We start from the raw sequence: 17805 nt of genomic DNA on the forward strand, positions 1-17805 counted from the left end.
AGGTATATACTGCCCTTCTCTTTTAACCAATCGAATTCATTACCATGTTTGATATCGCTCTATACGAACCAGAAATCGCGCCGAACACCGGCAACATCATTCGCCTGTGTGCTAACTGTGGTGCGAATCTTCACCTGATTGAGCCACTTGGTTTCGATCTGGAAGAGAAGAAAGTTCGCCGCGCAGGGTTGGATTACCACGATTTGGCGCGAGTAACCCGCCATAAGAGCTATCAAGCATTCTTGGCATACCTAGACAAAGAGAAACAAGGTAACTACCGCCTATTCGCTTGTACTACAAAAACGACCGGTCATCACGTAGATCCACAATACCAAACTGGTGACGTACTCATGTTTGGTCCAGAGACTCGCGGCTTGCCTGCTGAAGTGATTGATAGTCTGCCGATGGAACAACGAATCCGCATTCCGATGATGCCAGATGCACGTAGCCTAAACTTATCGAACGCGGTGGCGATCATTGCGTTTGAAGCATGGCGTCAAATGGGCTTTGAAGGCGCACTATAAAGCAACACAAACTGAAGATACAAAAAAGGGCGCATCATGCGCCCTTTTACTTTTCTACGAGCTGTACCGTTATCAATTTAGCTTATTGCGGTCATCGTCGTCTTTGCGTTCGTACTCACCTTCAAAGGTATTGCCGTTATCCGACTTGGAATCAAACGGGTCACGACGAAATGGGTCTTGCTCAAATGGATCTTGATTTGAGTAATTCGCGTGGAAGCCACCACCATTCATGGTCTTCACCACCATCTTACTCATTAAGTACTTAGCCAGCGCCACGCGCGGCGCAGGTAATAGCACAATCATACCTAACGCGTCAGTCATAAAACCTGGGGTTAATAGCAGTACACCTGCCACTGCCAGCATTACACCTTCAAAAATTTGCTGTGCAGGTAGCTCACCTTTCTCTAGACGCCCTTGTACCGACATCATCGTCTGAATGCCTTGGCTGCGTACTAATGACGCGCCGACAAACGCCGTGATGAGCACCAATGCAATCGTAGGCCAGAGACCTAAAAAGCCTCCCACCTGAATAAATAAGCCAATCTCAATGATCGGGACGAAAATAAACGCCAATAATAAGATAGGAAACACATGCCCTCCTTTGTTGAATTCAGTGTAATGGCAAAGCCGTACTAAGCTCAAACAAATCGTTGTAAAAAAGCGTGTTCATGTTCAAGGGAATGAATTGAAAGATACGCCCTATCGAATTAGGCGCTGATGCACAGCAACAAAGAGACAGAATGGATGCGCACATGTTAATATAAGCCATTGAAAATTAAAAACTTAACACTATTGGAGTCCAAGCTTATCGAGATAAAACCTCTACCTACAAATGGTTATTAACATCCCATTCATACTTTGCAAATTATTGACGTGTCAAAAACGAAAAAGGTGATCTAGTTACTATTTTTATGCGCTAGGTACAGTATCATGTTCAACATAAGTCAGGACGGATTTTCCAGCCAAAAACTCTGATGAATGGACTCTATACTGCAGAAATGGCTAATAAATAACTTCATTGTCAGAATTATCATCTAAGGATCCTGTTATGGCTACCCTATCTGATGCTCCAAAAACAGCAAACCAAGCCACTCGTATCGAAGAAGATCTATTAGGTCAACGTCACGTCCCTGCTGATGCTTACTACGGCATCCACACGCTTCGCGCGATCGAAAACTTTAATATCTCTAGCAGCACCATCTCTGACGTGCCTGAATTTGTTCGCGGCATGGTGATGACCAAGAAAGCGGCGGCATTAGCAAACAAAGAGCTAGGGGCGATTCCAAAAGACGTAGCAAACTACATCCTTGAAGCGTGTGATTTGATCCTTGAAACAGGTAAGTGCATGGATCAGTTCCCATCAGACGTATTCCAAGGTGGTGCGGGCACGTCAGTGAACATGAACACGAACGAAGTTATCGCCAACGTTGCGCTTGAACTGATGGGCAAGGAAAAAGGCCAGTACCAGTTCATCAACCCGAACGATCACGTAAACAAGAGCCAATCAACTAACTGTGCGTACCCAACGGGTTTCCGTATCGCGGTGTACAACAGTGTTCACCAGTTGATGGAAGCGATCGAATACCTAAAAGGCGCGTTCGAACTTAAAGCTCAAGAATTCAAAAATATCTTGAAGATGGGCCGTACTCAGCTTCAAGATGCGGTTCCTATGACGGTGGGTCAAGAGTTCCACGCATGGGCAGTCACACTAAACGAAGAGATTCGTGCACTAGATTACACGTCTAAGCTACTACTAGAAATCAACCTAGGTGCAACGGCGATCGGTACCGGTCTAAACGCACCAACAGGTTACCAAGCACTAGCGGTGAAACACCTAGCTGAAGTAACGGGCCTAGAAGTGGTTGCAGCAGAAGACTTAATCGAAGCAACGTCTGACTGCGGTGCTTACGTAATGACGCACGGTGCACTAAAACGTCTAGCCGTAAAACTATCGAAGATCTGCAACGACCTTCGTCTACTTTCTTCTGGTCCACGTTCAGGTTTAAACGAGCTGAACCTACCAGAAATGCAAGCTGGTTCTTCAATCATGCCAGCGAAAGTAAACCCAGTGATCCCAGAAGTAGTAAACCAAGTTTGCTTCAAAGTTCTCGGTAACGACAACACGGTTTCTTTCGCAGCAGAAGGCGGCCAGCTACAGCTAAACGTCATGGAGCCAGTGATCGCACAAAGTGTGTTTGAGTCTATCTCTCTGCTACATAACGCGTGTGTGAACCTACGTGACAAATGTATCGATGGCATCACGGTGAACAAAGAAGTTTGTGAGAACTACGTCTACAATTCTATCGGAATCGTGACTTACCTAAACCCATACATCGGCCACCACGAAGGCGATATGGTAGGTAAGATCTGTGCAGAAACAGGTAAGAGCGTACGTGATGTGGTTCTAGAACGCGGTTTATTAACGGCGGAAGAGCTAGATGACATCTTATCGGTTGAAAACTTCATGCATCCGACTTATAAAGCGAAACGCTACGAGTAATATTATTGAATAATGGGTCCCATACGGGACCCTTTTTTAGGCTTCTAAACGGTTAGCCACACTTTTTCTAAGCTTTATTACTGTGAGCCACGGCGATTCTGATTTTCTAAACACTTACATCAGCTCAAGTGTTCACAAAATCAGGATCAATAAAAAACTAAAAAGAGGTATCAATATGGTAATGGTCGAACTCTTCGTGGTTCTGCTCTTCATTTATTTGGGGGCAAGGATCGGTGGTATCGGCATTGGTTTTGCTGGTGGTGCCGGGGTCATTGCGTTGTCTATAATCCTAGGTGTTCCGACAAGCCAGTCTTACATCCCTGTCGATGTAATTCTGATCATCATGTCTGTCATTACCGCCATTGCGGCAATGCAGGTCGCTGGTGGTTTAGATTGGATGGTACAGGTTGCGGAAGACTTTTTGCGTAAACATCCAGAACGCATCACTTTTTACGCACCTATCGTGACATTCCTAATGACACTTATGGCCGGTACAGGTCATACGGCATTCTCTACTCTGCCTGTCATTGCAGAAGTAGCAAAAGGCCAAGGCGTTCGTCCTTCTCGTCCACTATCTATCGCGGTAGTCGCGTCGCAAATCGCGATCACAGCGTCGCCAATTTCAGCGGCCGTTGTTGCGTTTGCAGCAATGCTGCATCCGTTTGGCGTAGACTACCTAACACTACTGGCTATCTGTATCCCAACAACGTTTATCGCTTGTATGATCGGTGCATTCGTCGCGAACTTCATGGGCTGTGAACTTAAAGATGATCCTGAGTACCAACATCGTCTAGAAAGCGGGCTAATCAAGCTGAGTACTGAAGCTAAGCGTGAAATCCTACCGACGGCGAAAAAGGCGACATTCATCTTCCTTGGCGCAATCGCACTAGTCGTGTGCTATGCGGCAGTAATCTCTGGCTCTATTGGCCTAATCGAGAACCCTGCTCTAGGTCGTAACGAAGCAATCATGACCGTGATGCTTGCGGCAGCGGCTGCGATCGTATTGAGCTGTAAGATTGATGCCGACAAAATTCCATCGGCAGCAACATTCCGCTCTGGTATGACTGCATGTGTGTGTGTTCTTGGTGTGGCATGGCTAGGTTCGACGTTCGTTAACGCGCACGTTGATGACATCAAAGAAGTCGCCGGTGCTCTACTGGCTGACTACCCATGGATGCTAGCACTTGTTCTATTCTTCGCATCGATGCTACTTTACTCTCAAGGTGCAACGACGGTTGCACTAATGCCAGCAGCACTAGCCATCGGTGTCGCGCCATTAACCGCAGTTGCGTCTTTTGCAGCCGTAAGTGCGCTATTCGTACTACCGACTTACCCAACGCTACTTGCCGCGGTTGAGATGGACGACACGGGCTCGACTCGCATCGGTAAGTACGTATTCAACCACCCATTCTTCGTGCCAGGTGTTGCAACCATCGCGTCAGCGGTAGCGCTTGGCTTCGCATTTGGTGGCCTACTGCTCTAATAGAAACAGAGTCTTACTCAGGGAGCTTCGGCTCCCTTTTTTCATTTCCTTGAATTTACACTTATCGCTTAATAAATCTTCATTTCCGTGAAACTTAATGACTAGTCAGCAGGTCTGATTGAGTTACACTAACGGCAATTATCTAAGATGAATTAAACTTTTTATGCGCGTATTACTTTCCGTTTTACTCATAGGGCTTATTACTTTTTCCACACCATCACTGGCCTTATTTGGTAACGATCAGTTTGGGAGTAGCCAAAACAGCACCTTTGGCAACAGCAACGACAGCTTTGTCTCCGTTGATCAGGCTTTTCCTTTTAACTTCTATCAGCAAAACGACAAACTATTGTTAGATTGGCAAGTTCGCGAGGGTTATTACCTGTATCAAGAGCGTTTGTCCATTGCGGGCGAGAACGTTTCTCTTGGTAAACTAAAAATAGAAAACGGCACACCACATAAAGATGAGTTCTTCGGTGATGTTCACATTTATACTGACCCACTGTTTGTCAATGTGCCCCTACAAAACTGGCAAGAAGGTGCACGTGTGGTGGTTCAATACCAAGGTTGTGCGAAAGCTGGCTTTTGTTACCCACCAGAAACGCGCGTGATTCCTATCAGTGCGTTTACTTCAACGGGATCAGGCTCGGATCCAAATGCATCGACGACTGAACAAGCACCTACAGCAACACCACCAGCAATTGAGCAGCCAACTTCTGTCACAATATCAACGACACCAGTAACCGAACAAGATAACCTAGCCGCACATCTCGCGGACAACTGGTGGACACCGATGCTGTTTTTAGCGTTAGGGGTAGGTTTGGCATTCACACCTTGCGTACTGCCTATGTACCCGATCCTCACCAGTATCGTGTTAGGTAGCGGCAAGCTAAGCCAACGTCGCGCGCTTGGTCTATCGTTTGTTTACGTGCAAGGCATGGCGCTGACTTACACCCTACTTGGCCTTGTGGTAGCATCTGCGGGCATGCAGTTCCAAGCGGCGATGCAGCACCCTTATGTGTTGATTGGTTTGAGTGTGTTATTCGTGGTGCTCGCTCTGTCCATGTTTGGGGTATATAACCTGCAACTACCAAGCGGCGTGCAGACTTGGTTAAACAACCTAAGCAACAAGCAACAAGGTGGTAGCAGCGCAGGCGTGTTCGCGATGGGTGCGATTTCAGGCCTGGTATGTTCACCTTGTACCACGGCGCCACTGTCTGGCGCGCTCCTTTACGTGGCACAAAGCAGCGACTTACTCACCGGTGGTATTGCACTTTACGCACTGGCGATGGGGATGGGCATTCCACTGATTTTAGTGGCCGTATTCGGCAACAAGCTGCTCCCCAAAACAGGCGGTTGGATGAATCGCGTTAAGACACTATTTGGATTCATTCTACTAGCGGCGCCTATCTCCTTGCTTGAACGTATCTTGCCAGAGATATGGGCAACCGCATTATGGTCAGCATTGGGCATTGCGGCTTTTGGCTGGCTTTACCACATCAAGAACAGCTTGGAATTTGGCGGCTGGAAGCAAAGTGCCGTGGGCATCATCGCCGTACTAGGTTTGTTTGCTTCCGCACAACCCGCATTGAGCTACTGGTTTGGAGGCTCCGCCACACAAACACACCAAGCGACAGTGAGCTTTACTCGTGTCGCAACCGTAGCAGAATTGGAAGAACAACTTGCTCTGGCGAAACAAGCAGGCAAACCTGTGATGCTCGACTTCTACGCCGACTGGTGTGTGGCATGCAAGGAATTTGAGAAATACACGTTCCACGACCCAAGTGTCGAACCCAAGTTGAAAAGCTTTGTTCTGTTGCAAGCTGATGTCACCAAAAACCAGATTCAGGATATTGAGCTACTTAAACGTATGAATGTGCTTGGTTTGCCGACCATTGAATTCTGGGATGCCAGCGGAAAACACATTTCAAACGCACGCCTGACTGGTTTTATGGCTGCACAGCCCTTCTTAGAACACATCAACCAAATCGGTTCGTGACACATCAAACGCCAGCCACTTTTTCACTGGCGTTTTTTATTACCCAAATAAAATTGGGAAACTGGCGTTTATATGCGAATTTTCTAATAAAAGTCGATTTAGTTCAGACTTTTAATGGATAAATATTGTCCACCCTCTTAAAGGTGGACAATAATTCTTTTAACTAAACTAGCAAAAGTGTTTAACGTCATGGATTCGACCTACACCATTATCATCGCTGATGATCACCCACTGTTCCGCAATGCCTTGTTCCAATCCGTGCACATGGCAGTGAGTGGTGCCAATCTTCTCGAGGCAGACTCGTTGAGTGCGTTACTCGCATTGTTGGAAAAAGAAGAAGAACCTGATTTGGTATTGCTAGATCTAAAGATGCCGGGAGCAAATGGTATGTCTGGCCTGATCCACTTACGTGCAGAATACCCAGATCTTCCTATCGTTGTCGTGTCTGCCAGCGAAGAACCCGCAATAGTAACCCAAGTGAAAAGCCATGGCGCTTTTGGTTTTATTCCCAAGTCGAGTGACATGCGTGAACTGGTAAGTGCGCTCAACCAAGTTCTAAATGGCGACCCATTTTTCCCCGAAGGACTCATCACTAACAACGCCGCATGTAATGATTTAGCCGAGAAAATTGCCGCCCTGACACCTCAACAATACAAGGTGCTTGGCATGCTGTCAGATGGCTTGCTTAACAAGCAAATTGCCTATGAACTCAGTGTCTCAGAGGCCACGATCAAAGCACATATGACGGCGATTTTCCGCAAACTGGGCGTCAAGAACCGTACTCAAGCGGTCATCCTGCTGCAGCAAATGGAACCTGAGCAGTAAAAATAGACCCAATTCACATGAATATGACGCACAAAGAACAGCAGACCATAAAATGGAAAATATAAAGGCTGCACCAAGCCATTTTTTCATCCCTCAGTTAATCACCTAACTCTGGGAGGCCATACTTTGCTAAGTATTCTCATTACGCAATTTGTTGTTCTCTGGGCCGTCATCGATCCTATTGGCTCTGTGCCTGTCTACCTATCCCAAACTCAGCATCTAACGGTGAAGTAGCGCCGATTGGTCGCTCTTAAAGCCATCGCCATTTCAACTGGTGTGTTGCTATTCTTGCTCATTGCTGGTCAGTTATTGCTAGAAGCCATGCAAATTCCGCTTCCCGCATTCCAAGCGGCGGAGGATTAGTGTTACTCCTGTTTGCTCTCACTATGATTTTTGGTGAGTCTAAGCCGGATCAAGAAACCAAACTGTCTCAAGACGTCATTCACTCCGATCTCGCGGATCTTGCGGTTTACCCACTCGCGATCCCATCGATCGCTTCTCCTGGCGCAATGATGGCGATCGTCATGCTGACCGACAACAATCGCAACGCTATTATCGATCAAGCCATGACGGCAGGTGTCATGATTGTGGTGGTGCTATTAGTGACTCTGCTTCTGCTATTAGGTGCGAATACCATTCAAAAAGTCATTGCCAATGTCGGCGCCGCCATCATCAGCCGTGTTATGGGACTGATCCTCTTAGCGGCTGCGCTAAACAATTTATGGCTAGGGGTTAAAGATTTTTATACCTGATGAGCCAAACTCTTAGACCTTTGGCTAATTTAACAGCGCATTAACAGCACACTTTTATCCGCCTATACGCTCAAACGCCCTAAATATGGGCGTTTTTTCTTTTTATCGTCGCGACTAAAGTTGAAAAGAGTTCTTGCCAACACCTTGCTAATGTACATGTTGAAACATTTTATTAACAACAATACCAATCGTAAGGAGACGGCAATGGCATTTGAAAGCGAAGAACGAGCCAAAGCCTATTGGGACAAGAACGTAAAAATCATGATAAGCCTAATGGTTATCTGGTTCGTCGTGTCTTTTGGCTGCGGCATTTTATTTGTCGACGTACTTAATCAATTTCAATTAGGTGGATACAAGCTAGGTTTCTGGTTTGCTCAACAAGGCTCCATCTACACCTTCCTAGGTATTATTTTCTACTACGCGTGGAGAATGCGCCAACTTGACCGTGAATTCGGCGTAGATGATGAGTAAGGAGTAACTCAGATGGATTTGAAAACTATTACCTACCTAGTGGTTGGTGCGACCTTCATCCTTTACATCGGGATTGCCATTTGGGCGCGCGCTGGCTCAACGAAAGAATTCTATGTTGCAGGTGGCGGTGTAAACCCTGTCGCTAACGGCATGGCAACCGCAGCCGACTGGATGTCAGCGGCATCGTTTATCTCTATGGCGGGTTTGATAGCCTTTATGGGGTATGGCGGCAGCGTCTTCTTGATGGGCTGGACTGGCGGTTACGTTTTGCTGGCGATGCTACTTGCGCCTTACCTACGTAAATTTGGCAAATTTACCGTACCAGAGTTTATCGGTGAGCGCTTTTACTCAAACGCAGCACGTATTGTGGCAGTAATATGTCTGATCATCGCATCAGTGACTTACGTTATCGGTCAGATGAAAGGCGTTGGTGTCGCATTCGGTCGTTTCCTCGAAGTCGACTACGCGACAGGACTTGGTATCGGTATGTGTATCGTATTCATCTACGCGGTAATGGGCGGGATGAAAGGCATCACCTACACGCAGATTGCTCAGTATTGCGTACTCATTTTAGCTTACACTATCCCTGCAATCTTTATCTCTCTGCAGTTAACTGGCCACCCTCTACCACAAATCGGTTTAGGTAGTACCATCTCCGGCACCGATGTCTATCTACTCGATAGGCTTGACCAAGTGGTGACCGAACTCGGCTTTAGTGAATACACCACATCCGTTCGCGGTGACACGCTAAACATGTTTGTGTACACCATGTCTCTAATGATTGGTACTGCAGGTCTACCACACGTAATTATCCGCTTCTTTACGGTACCTAAGGTTCGAGATGCGCGTACGTCAGCAGGTTGGGCGCTCTTTTTCATCGCAATTCTGTACACTACAGCACCAGCTGTTTCAGCGATGGCACGCCTAAACCTAATGGACACGGTTAACCCTGCACCAGGTCAGCACCTTGCTTATGACGAGCGTCCAGACTGGTTCAAGAACTGGGAAAAAACTGGTCTGCTAGGCTTTGATGATAAGAATGGTGACGGTCTGATTGAGTACACCTCGAACCCGGCTACCAACGAGCTGAAAGTTGACCGTGACATCATGGTATTGGCGAACCCTGAGATTGCGAAGCTACCTAACTGGGTTATCGCACTGGTTGCCGCGGGCGGTCTGGCAGCAGCACTGTCTACTGCAGCGGGTCTATTGTTGGCTATCTCGTCCGCCATCTCTCATGACTTAATCAAAGGCGTGATTAACCCAAGAATTTCCGAGAAGAAAGAACTGCTTGCAAGTCGAATCTCTATGGCCGTGGCCATTGCGTTCGCAGGCTATCTCGGCCTCAATCCACCGGGCTTTGCTGCGGGTACTGTTGCGCTAGCATTTGGTCTGGCTGGTTCCTCTATCTTCCCAGCATTGATGATGGGAATCTTTAGCAAAGGCATCAACAAAGAAGGCGCGATCGCAGGTATGGTTGCGGGTATCAGTATCACGCTATTCTACGTATTCCAGCACAAAGGTATTCTGTTTATCCCTGAGTGGAAATACCTACAAAGCTGGGGCAGCAACTGGTTCTTCGGTATTGAGCCTAATGCATTTGGCGCCATCGGGGCTATGTTTAACTTCATCGTGGCATTCGCTGTGTCGAGAGTGACGGCAGAAACACCGCAAGAAGTGAAAGACCTGGTCGAGCACGTACGTGTACCAGTCGGTGCTGGTAGTGCGGTTGATCACTAAAGCTTAACTCAAATCCCAAAAGCCCCTTTTGGGGCTTTTTTATTCGCAAAATTAGGTTAACGTAACCAAGTATACCCAAGCAACTTTAGAACATTTTATTCAGCTCCTAGAGGTTGCTTAGGTATAACGTTGTAGCAAGGAAGCCAAAATGTTTAAGAACAAGCACTTTATTCTCGCCCTGTTGATTGCGCCAATTCTTTCCCTGATCGCCTATTTCGGTACTGATATGGCGTTGAGTGAAAAGCCTCATGCCGCTGAAGAAGGTCAGAGCTACAAGCTGGTGGGTAAATCCAATTGTCGCTATACCAGTGGATTGTGCGAAATGGTGAATGGTGATTTCAAGGTTAAGTTTCGCTCTGAAAAGTTCACTCAAGACGGCTTAGAACTGTCGCTTAATGCTGCCTACCCGCTTGAAGGGGTAAAAGTTTCTCTGGTCGATAGCCAAGAGCAGAATGCTCAACCTATTGATATGACACGTGCTGATAATGCAGGCCAGAATTGGTACATCACTTTACCAACACCAGCCTCTGAAGAAAGTTGGCTCAGGGTTGCAATTCAGGCTAACGGCTCACTCTATTACGGAGAGACTCAGACCGCATTCGTGAAGTACGAAACCCTATTTACGGAATAACTCTGACTAACTTCACACCAATAAAAGACCTCCGAACGGAGGTCTTTTATTAGGTAATTCTGTTTAAGACTGAGCGCAACTTCAGAGGCTTAACAGGTTTGGCCATAAAGCTAAAACCATTGGCTTTGATGCCATCAAGCATATCGTCCGTGCAGTCTGCGCTGATGATCACCCCTTCAAAGCCATTACCGAGTCGCAAACGACACTGCTGTAATACTTCCAAGCCTGTACGTCCATTATCAAGACGGTAATCAGAGAAAATGACATCAGGTACCCAATCATCTTCCAAAGCTTTAAGACTCTCGACGATATCAGTCGCAATACGAATGTCACAGCCCCAGCGCGAGAGCAAATTTTCCATACCAACCAAGATATCGGGCTCATTGTCGACACACAGAACCCGGATATGGATCAAGTCAGACTGTGCACTCTTCACCGCTTTAACCGGTTGAATGTGCGCCTTCTCCGCCTTGTCTAAAGTAATGGAGAATACACTGCCTTTTCCAAACCAAGACCGCATTGAGATCTCATGTCCAAGCACTTGCGCGATACCTTTTGAGATAGCCAATCCCAACCCTAGACCTTGATCAGAGCGTACCTGAGTGCCTCGGTTGAACTCCTCAAAAATCTCTTGCTGCTTCTCTTCTTCAATACCCATTCCGTTGTCCCACACCTCAATACGCACTCGCCCTTGGACACGACGTACACCGAGTGCTACCTTGCCATTTGGGCTATAACGAAACGCATTGGTGAGAAAATTCTGTACCACCCGACGCAGCAATTTCGGGTCTGATTTCACCATCATGGAAGATGGGATCATGGTGAACTCAATGCCTTGCTGTTTAGCAAGGGCACTGAACTCGGCATTTAGGTTTGCTAAGACATCATTGACCGCGAAACCATACACATTCACATCCAATTTGCCCGATTCTAAGCGCGAAATATCGAGCAAATCACCAATTAAGTCCTCTGCTGCTTCCAACGCACTCTCGATATAAGTAGACAGTTGTTGGGTTTCACTGTCTTTGGCAACTTCCGACAATGAAGAAGCAAACAGACGCGCCGCATTCAATGGCTGCATCAAGTCGTGGCTTACCGCGGCTAAAAAGCGCGACTTAGATTGTGATTCATGCTCCGAGCGTTGTGTTGCAGCCACCAGTTGTTTGTTCAACTGCTCTAACTCACGGGTACGTACGCGAACGCGTTCTTCAAGGGTTTCATTGGCGTCTTTGAGTGCCTGCTCAGCATCGCGAAACACGGTGATGTCAGTAAAACTCATCACAAAACCGCCCCCCGGCATCGGGTTACCTTGCACTTCAATGACTCGACCATCAGGGCGGACACGAGAAGAAGTATGTCGCGTTCCTTGCTCAAGGTGATATACACGGCGCCGAACATGCCCTTCAGGGTCTCCGGGGCCACACAAACCCTGCTCAGCATTGTGGCGAATCACATCGGCAATAGGACGCCCAACCTGAATCAATCCAGGAGGGAACTCAAACAACTCTAAATAACGTTGATTCCACGCCACTAGCCGTAATTGCTTATCAACCACCGCAATGCCCTGGCCAATATGTTCAATCGCACCTTGCAGTAATCCACGACTGAAATCGTACAACTCAGACGCTTCATCAACGATAGTCGCCACTTCTTCTAGCTGCATATTCCTGCCTTGTAAGGCAGAAGTAAGTACTAACTTAGCAGAAGAGGCTCCGAACACGCCCGCAAGCACGCGCTCAGTATGACGAATCAGGGAAGATGGAGCTTGCTGGTTTGGTAGCAATTCTTCTCGCTGCTGATCCCAATAAGCTTTAAACGCTAATTTCACTCGCTTTCGGCCAACAAAGCGGGAAGCCAGCATCTCCAATTCACTGACCGTCACTCGGCTTTGATATAAACTGATGTTTTCACTTTCCGGCAACGGGGTACCCACAAACGATGCCGATTGTAAGCGTTCACTTATGCTTGGCCGCGTCGCCAGTGAAACGGCAACAAAACACACCGCATTCGCAACCACGCTAAGAATCATGCCCCAGTCCGACACAGCAATATCAAAATCAGCCAACAGCTCTGGCGGTGTGATAAGCCAAATCAACAAGTTATTACTGGCGTCCCCAGCCAACATGTCGGTTTGGCTCATCAACGTGATCAACCAAATGGTGAAGCCCACTAAAAGTCCGACATAGACGCCTTTTTTGTTTCCCTGACGCCAATACATACCACCAATCAGTGACGGAGCAAATTGAGTGATAGCCGCAAAAGAGAGGAAGCCGATTGCGGAAAGTGAGTGGATACTATCTAACGCCTGGTAAAACCCCCATGCACCAATCAACAGGAGCAAAATTAGCGCACGACGAATTCGCAATAACAGCTCAGAAAAGTGATGATGGCTGCGCTGCGCTAGCCGCATGCGACGCAAGATCAGCGGCATCACGAGATCATTCGATACCATGATCGCTAATGCAATAGTCGAGACAATCACCATCCCACTTGCAGCAGAGGTTCCCCCTAAGAAAGCCAGTAAGGCAATATCGCTTGCCCCTACCGCCATGGGAACACTAATCACATAGGTATCTGCAGGACTGCCGCTTAATAACCCTTGCCCCACCCATGCTATTGGCAGCACAAAAGCGCCCATCAAAACGAGATATAAAGGAAACAGCCAACGAGCGACGTGGAGGTCTTGAGCGCGCTCATTTTCCACCACCATGGTATGAAATTGGCGAGGTAGGCAGACAATAGCCAGCATGGTTAATACGGTATGAATCAGCAGCGTCGGAATATTGGGAGATTGATACGTCTGAGCAGCGATGTCTGTCAGACTCACACTCTCCGTGTCCAATGCGAGCCAAACAATAAACACGCCCACCGTAAGAAATGCCACCAGCTTAATTACCGACTCAAACGCAATCGCCATCATCATGCCGCGATGATGCTCAGTATTATCAATATGGCGAGTACCAAATAACATGGTAAAGATTGCTAATGCCCCAACGACAAACCAAGAGACACTGAAATTCTGATGATCTAAGTTAGCGGCGAAGCCAGGGGCTATGATTTCTAGCCCCATCGTGATGCCACGCAACTGCAAAGCGATATAAGGCAAAATACCCGCCACAGCAATCAAGGTGACCGCGACAGCTACCCCTTGGGACTTGCCGTAACGAGCCGCGATAAAATCAGCAATAGAAGTAATGTGCTCACGCTTAGCAATCAAGATCAACCGCGCCAGCACACGCCAACCAATGGTAAAAACCAAAATCGGTGCGATGTAGATCGGTAAAAAAGACCAAGGGTTCGTGCTCGCCTGCCCGACAGTGCCATAAAAGGTCCATGATGTGCAGTAGACCGCAATCGACAAACTGTAGATCCAAGGTCGCCAACGCGCTAACCACCTCTTCTGTTTGTCACCGTACCAAGCGATTAAAAATAGGACTCCTAAATACGCCAAAGAAACGGGAATCACTAGCCATCCTTGCATCCGATATCCTTTCTTACTGTCATAAAAAAACCTCTCCACTAAAGAGAGGTTTTATTTAACACTGCTTTCTCAACAGAGACAAAGGTTAGTTTTTAATCTCTGTCACAGAAGCTTAATTCTGTGTATCTTGCACTTTCGCTGATAAGTCAATCACATGCAACTCAGCCTCTTGAGGCTCAAGCTTGATGAACAGCGCCCAAAAGCCCATTGCAGCCATGGCCCAGAACACATTCGCGCCCCAGTGTTCATACCCCCAACCACTAATAACCGTCATCGTTGCAATCACGCCGCCTAACGGGATGGCATTGTACAGTGCTTGCAACGCGACCATCTTATTTTCGGCCGAGTTCTGGATATATTGAATAGCAGCAATATGTGCCGTAGCAAACGTCACACCATGGAGCAACTGCACCACAACAAGCGCAACCAATGATGTTGTCGTTGCCGTCATCCCCCAGCGTAGCATGACACCGCCCGCCGCCAGCAAAAACAGAGTGCGTAAAGACCAGCCGGTAAACAGTCGCTTGCTCAATGCAAACACGGCAACCTCTGCTGCGACACCTAGGCTCCACAAATAACCAATCACGTCTTCTGAATGTCCGGCAGCTTTCCAGTGAATGGCACTAAAGCCGTAGTACGCTGCATGACTACCCTGAATTAACGCCACTAACAGCAAAAATTTCATTACCGGTTTATCGGTGAGCAGTGCGGTCAACTTAGGACGTTCTCCATGTTGGTCGCCAAGCGTCACTGGCATTGGATTCGTATTACGCATCACCAGCAGTAGAGAAACAAACACGCCTGCCATTGCGGTATACAGAATCATGTCGGTGCCATATTCCGCGACTAAATAGCCAACAACCGTTGATCCCGCAATAAACGCAATCGAGCCCCACAAACGTGTGCGACCATAGTCGAGCATTTTCAAACGTGCGTAGTAGTTCGCCATCGCATCCGACAGCGGAACGATCGGACCACAGCAGAGGTTAAACAACACCGTGACTAGCGCCATTAACCAAAAACTCCCCCCGCTGAAAAAGTGGAAACCAACAAAAATAAGCGCCGCAAAACTGAGCCAGCGTAACGCAGGCATTATGCGCTCAACTTTGTGTACGCGCGGTGTGATCACTATGTTTGCCACGCAGCGAGTCGCCAAACCAAGACCAACCAGCAGGCCGATATCCGTCGCAGAGACACCTTGCTCTTTAAACCACAACGACCAAAATGGTAAGTAGACACCATAAGCAAAAAAGAACCCGAGAAAATACTGAGAAATCCAGCCATAAGGAGAAGGTTTCAACATCACGACATCCTAGAAAAACGAAACAAGCCAAACGAAAACGTTTGGGACGACGAATTATGGATCGCAATGGGTAAGAGAAAAAGGGAAGAATCAGCAACTCGTCGTTTCCCCTATGACACAGAATCAGAGATAACGCCTTTAAAATAGATTTATATTTGTGCTGATTTAGACCAAAGTCGTCTGGCTTCCAAGGAGAAATTTGTCAGACTTAGAAGGTATTCCTAACTAACGTTGGAACTTCTATGCCTGACAAATTCAATATTCAATCTCCACCGTTCAACCGTCTGACTGAGGCCCAGCAAACACGACTGCGTTCATCGTTGGATGTCGCATATTACCGAACTCGAGATGTAATTTTGGCTTGTGGGCAAACTAATAACCATCTGCACATCATAATTAAAGGAGCGGTAGAAGAGCGTTCAAAAGACCAAAGCGAAGTATTTGCTCACTACGCCAATGATGACATGTTTGACGTCCGTTCATTATTCGAAGAAAGCGTTCGCCATCAATATGTCGCTCTGGAGGACACCCTTTCTTACTTGTTGCCCAAAGACGTATTTCTCGAACTCTACAACGAGAATGGCCAATTCGCTGCTTACTTCGATAACAACCTTTCCAAGCGACAGGCCCTAATTGAAGCCGCGCAGCAACAACAGAATTTAGCGGAGTTCATTCTGACTAAAGTCGATAGCAGCATTTACCATCCACCGATGTTGCTAGCACCCGATACTCCTATCTGCGAGGTCACCAGAACTCTCAAAGAGAATGGGCTTGATGCCGCCTTGGTGGGGCTAAACGTTGACGACCCACGACTGACGCGCCACCCCTCTGAACATCCATACGCCATTATCACCCGCACCAACATGCTCCACGCAGTCATGCTAGAGGGACACCCTCTCGATACACCGGTCAGTGACATCGCTTCGTTTCCGGTCTATCACGTTGACGATGGCGATTTTCTGTTTAATGCCATGATCACCATGACGCGTAATCGCATGAAACGCTTAATGGTATGTGATGGCAATAAAGCAGTGGGGATGCTGGATATGACTCAGATCCTCAGCGCCTTCTCCACCCATTCACACGTACTCACTTTAAGCATCGCCAGATCCAGCAGTGTGGAAGAACTTGCTTTGGCTTCCAATCGACAACGTCAGCTAGTGGATAGCTTGCTAAAAAACGGTATCCGCACCCGCTTTATCATGGAGTTAATCTCAGCCGTCAATGAACAGATCATTGAGAAAGCCTTTGAGCTTATCGTGCCACCCGCTTTGCATGATCACTGTTGTTTGATTGTCTTGGGCTCAGAAGGGCGTGGAGAGCAAATTCTAAAAACCGACCAAGATAATGCCCTCATTCTTGAAGATGGCTTGGAATGGCCACAGTGCGAACTGGTCATGCAATCTCTCACCCACACCTTGCAACAACTTGGTTATCCACTCTGTCCGGGCAAAGTGATGGTGAACAATCCTAAGTGGGTCAAAACGCAGCAAGAATGGATCAATACCCTCGATGGTTGGATTACCAAAGCACAACCAGAACAAATCATGGACTTAGCGATATTCAGTGACGCTCATGCCGTTGCAGGTAATCGAGAATTACTCACTCCCGTTGCAGTACACCTCAGAGACAGCATGGAAGATCACATGTTGATTCTGTCTGATTTCACTCGCCCAGCTTTGCAATTTTCTGTTCCTCTTACTCTATTTGGTAACGTAAAAAGTGCTAAGGACGGGTTGGATATTAAGCGTGGTGGCATCTTCCCGATCGTGCATGGCATTCGCACCTTGTCATTGGAATATGCGATTGAAGAGAAGAACACCTTTGAGCGAATTAAAGCATTGCGGAACCAACGTATTTTGGAGCCTGAAACGGCCGATAACCTGAATGAAGCACTCAAACTGTTTTTTAAACTCCGACTTAGCCAACAATTGACTAAGCAAGAGACGCTCAACAATATCGACATCCAGCAGTTGGACCGAACTGAGCGTGATCTACTACGCCACAGCCTGCATGTAGTGAAAAAGTTTAAGCAATTTTTGGGCTTCCACTATCAAATCCGTGACTAAAGTCTTCGAACCCAGTCACATGAGAGGTAA

General features: G+C 47.3%; 12 protein-coding genes and 1 pseudogene. 10 read left to right on the plus strand and 3 right to left on the minus strand.

Annotation, left to right across the window (positions count from 1 at the left end):
- Nucleotides 1–44: 44 nt before the first annotated feature.
- Nucleotides 45–524, plus strand: a complete 480-nt coding sequence (gene trmL / locus ACVA54_RS15775; protein ID WP_099080079.1) for a tRNA (uridine(34)/cytosine(34)/5-carboxymethylaminomethyluridine(34)-2'-O)-methyltransferase TrmL — start codon at nucleotides 45–47, stop codon at nucleotides 522–524.
- A gap of 72 nt (nucleotides 525–596) precedes the next feature.
- Here the strand turns inward: trmL and ACVA54_RS15780 are convergent, their stop codons facing one another.
- Entirely contained in the window at nucleotides 597–1115 is a 519-nt protein-coding gene (locus ACVA54_RS15780; protein ID WP_099080080.1) for an FxsA family protein, read from the minus strand.
- A 457-nt stretch (nucleotides 1116–1572) separates the two neighbouring features.
- Between ACVA54_RS15780 and aspA the strand changes: the two genes are divergently transcribed.
- From aspA to ACVA54_RS15820, 8 genes and pseudogenes are all read left to right on the plus strand, one after another.
- Nucleotides 1573–3024 carry an aspartate ammonia-lyase gene (gene aspA / locus ACVA54_RS15785; protein ID WP_099080081.1) on the plus strand — a complete coding sequence of 484 codons (1452 nt, stop codon included), beginning with the start codon at nucleotides 1573–1575 and terminating at the stop codon, nucleotides 3022–3024.
- A 175-nt stretch (nucleotides 3025–3199) separates the two neighbouring features.
- Nucleotides 3200–4507: an anaerobic C4-dicarboxylate transporter gene (locus tag ACVA54_RS15790; RefSeq protein ID WP_099080082.1), complete on the plus strand. Its 1308-nt coding sequence runs from the start codon at nucleotides 3200–3202 to the stop codon at nucleotides 4505–4507.
- 163 nt (nucleotides 4508–4670) lie between these two features.
- Nucleotides 4671–6503, plus strand: coding sequence for a protein-disulfide reductase DsbD (locus ACVA54_RS15795; RefSeq protein WP_446649740.1), 1833 nt, complete (start codon nucleotides 4671–4673; stop codon nucleotides 6501–6503).
- A gap of 189 nt (nucleotides 6504–6692) precedes the next feature.
- Nucleotides 6693–7328 carry a response regulator transcription factor gene (locus ACVA54_RS15800; protein ID WP_119464548.1) on the plus strand — a complete coding sequence of 212 codons (636 nt, stop codon included), beginning with the start codon at nucleotides 6693–6695 and terminating at the stop codon, nucleotides 7326–7328.
- A 126-nt stretch (nucleotides 7329–7454) separates the two neighbouring features.
- A pseudogene (locus ACVA54_RS15805) lies at nucleotides 7455–8080 on the plus strand (MarC family protein).
- Nucleotides 8081–8284: 204 nt separating this feature from the next.
- Nucleotides 8285–8551: a DUF4212 domain-containing protein gene (locus ACVA54_RS15810; protein ID WP_099080085.1), complete on the plus strand. Its 267-nt coding sequence runs from the start codon at nucleotides 8285–8287 to the stop codon at nucleotides 8549–8551.
- A gap of 12 nt (nucleotides 8552–8563) precedes the next feature.
- Nucleotides 8564–10291: a sodium:solute symporter family protein gene (locus ACVA54_RS15815; RefSeq protein ID WP_099080086.1), complete on the plus strand. Its 1728-nt coding sequence runs from the start codon at nucleotides 8564–8566 to the stop codon at nucleotides 10289–10291.
- 148 nt (nucleotides 10292–10439) lie between these two features.
- Nucleotides 10440–10922, plus strand: coding sequence for a hypothetical protein (locus ACVA54_RS15820; protein ID WP_119464549.1), 483 nt, complete (start codon nucleotides 10440–10442; stop codon nucleotides 10920–10922).
- A gap of 49 nt (nucleotides 10923–10971) precedes the next feature.
- On the opposite strand, the gene ACVA54_RS15825 is transcribed toward ACVA54_RS15820, so the two are convergent.
- On the minus strand, nucleotides 10972–14403 hold the full coding sequence (locus ACVA54_RS15825; protein WP_446649741.1) for a hybrid sensor histidine kinase/response regulator: 3432 nt from the start codon (nucleotides 14401–14403) through the stop codon (nucleotides 10972–10974).
- Nucleotides 14404–14515: 112 nt separating this feature from the next.
- Nucleotides 14516–15706 carry a 3-phenylpropionate MFS transporter gene (locus ACVA54_RS15830; RefSeq protein WP_099080089.1) on the minus strand — a complete coding sequence of 397 codons (1191 nt, stop codon included), beginning with the start codon at nucleotides 15704–15706 and terminating at the stop codon, nucleotides 14516–14518.
- Nucleotides 15707–15948: 242 nt separating this feature from the next.
- On the opposite strand from ACVA54_RS15830, the gene ACVA54_RS15835 reads away from it, so the two are divergent.
- Nucleotides 15949–17775 (plus strand): DUF294 nucleotidyltransferase-like domain-containing protein, encoded by a 1827-nt coding sequence (locus ACVA54_RS15835; RefSeq protein WP_099080090.1) that lies wholly within the window; start codon nucleotides 15949–15951, stop codon nucleotides 17773–17775.
- The last annotated feature ends 30 nt before the right edge of the window (nucleotides 17776–17805 follow it).

It is taken from the genome of Vibrio sp. PNB23_22_6 (assembly GCF_052877535.1).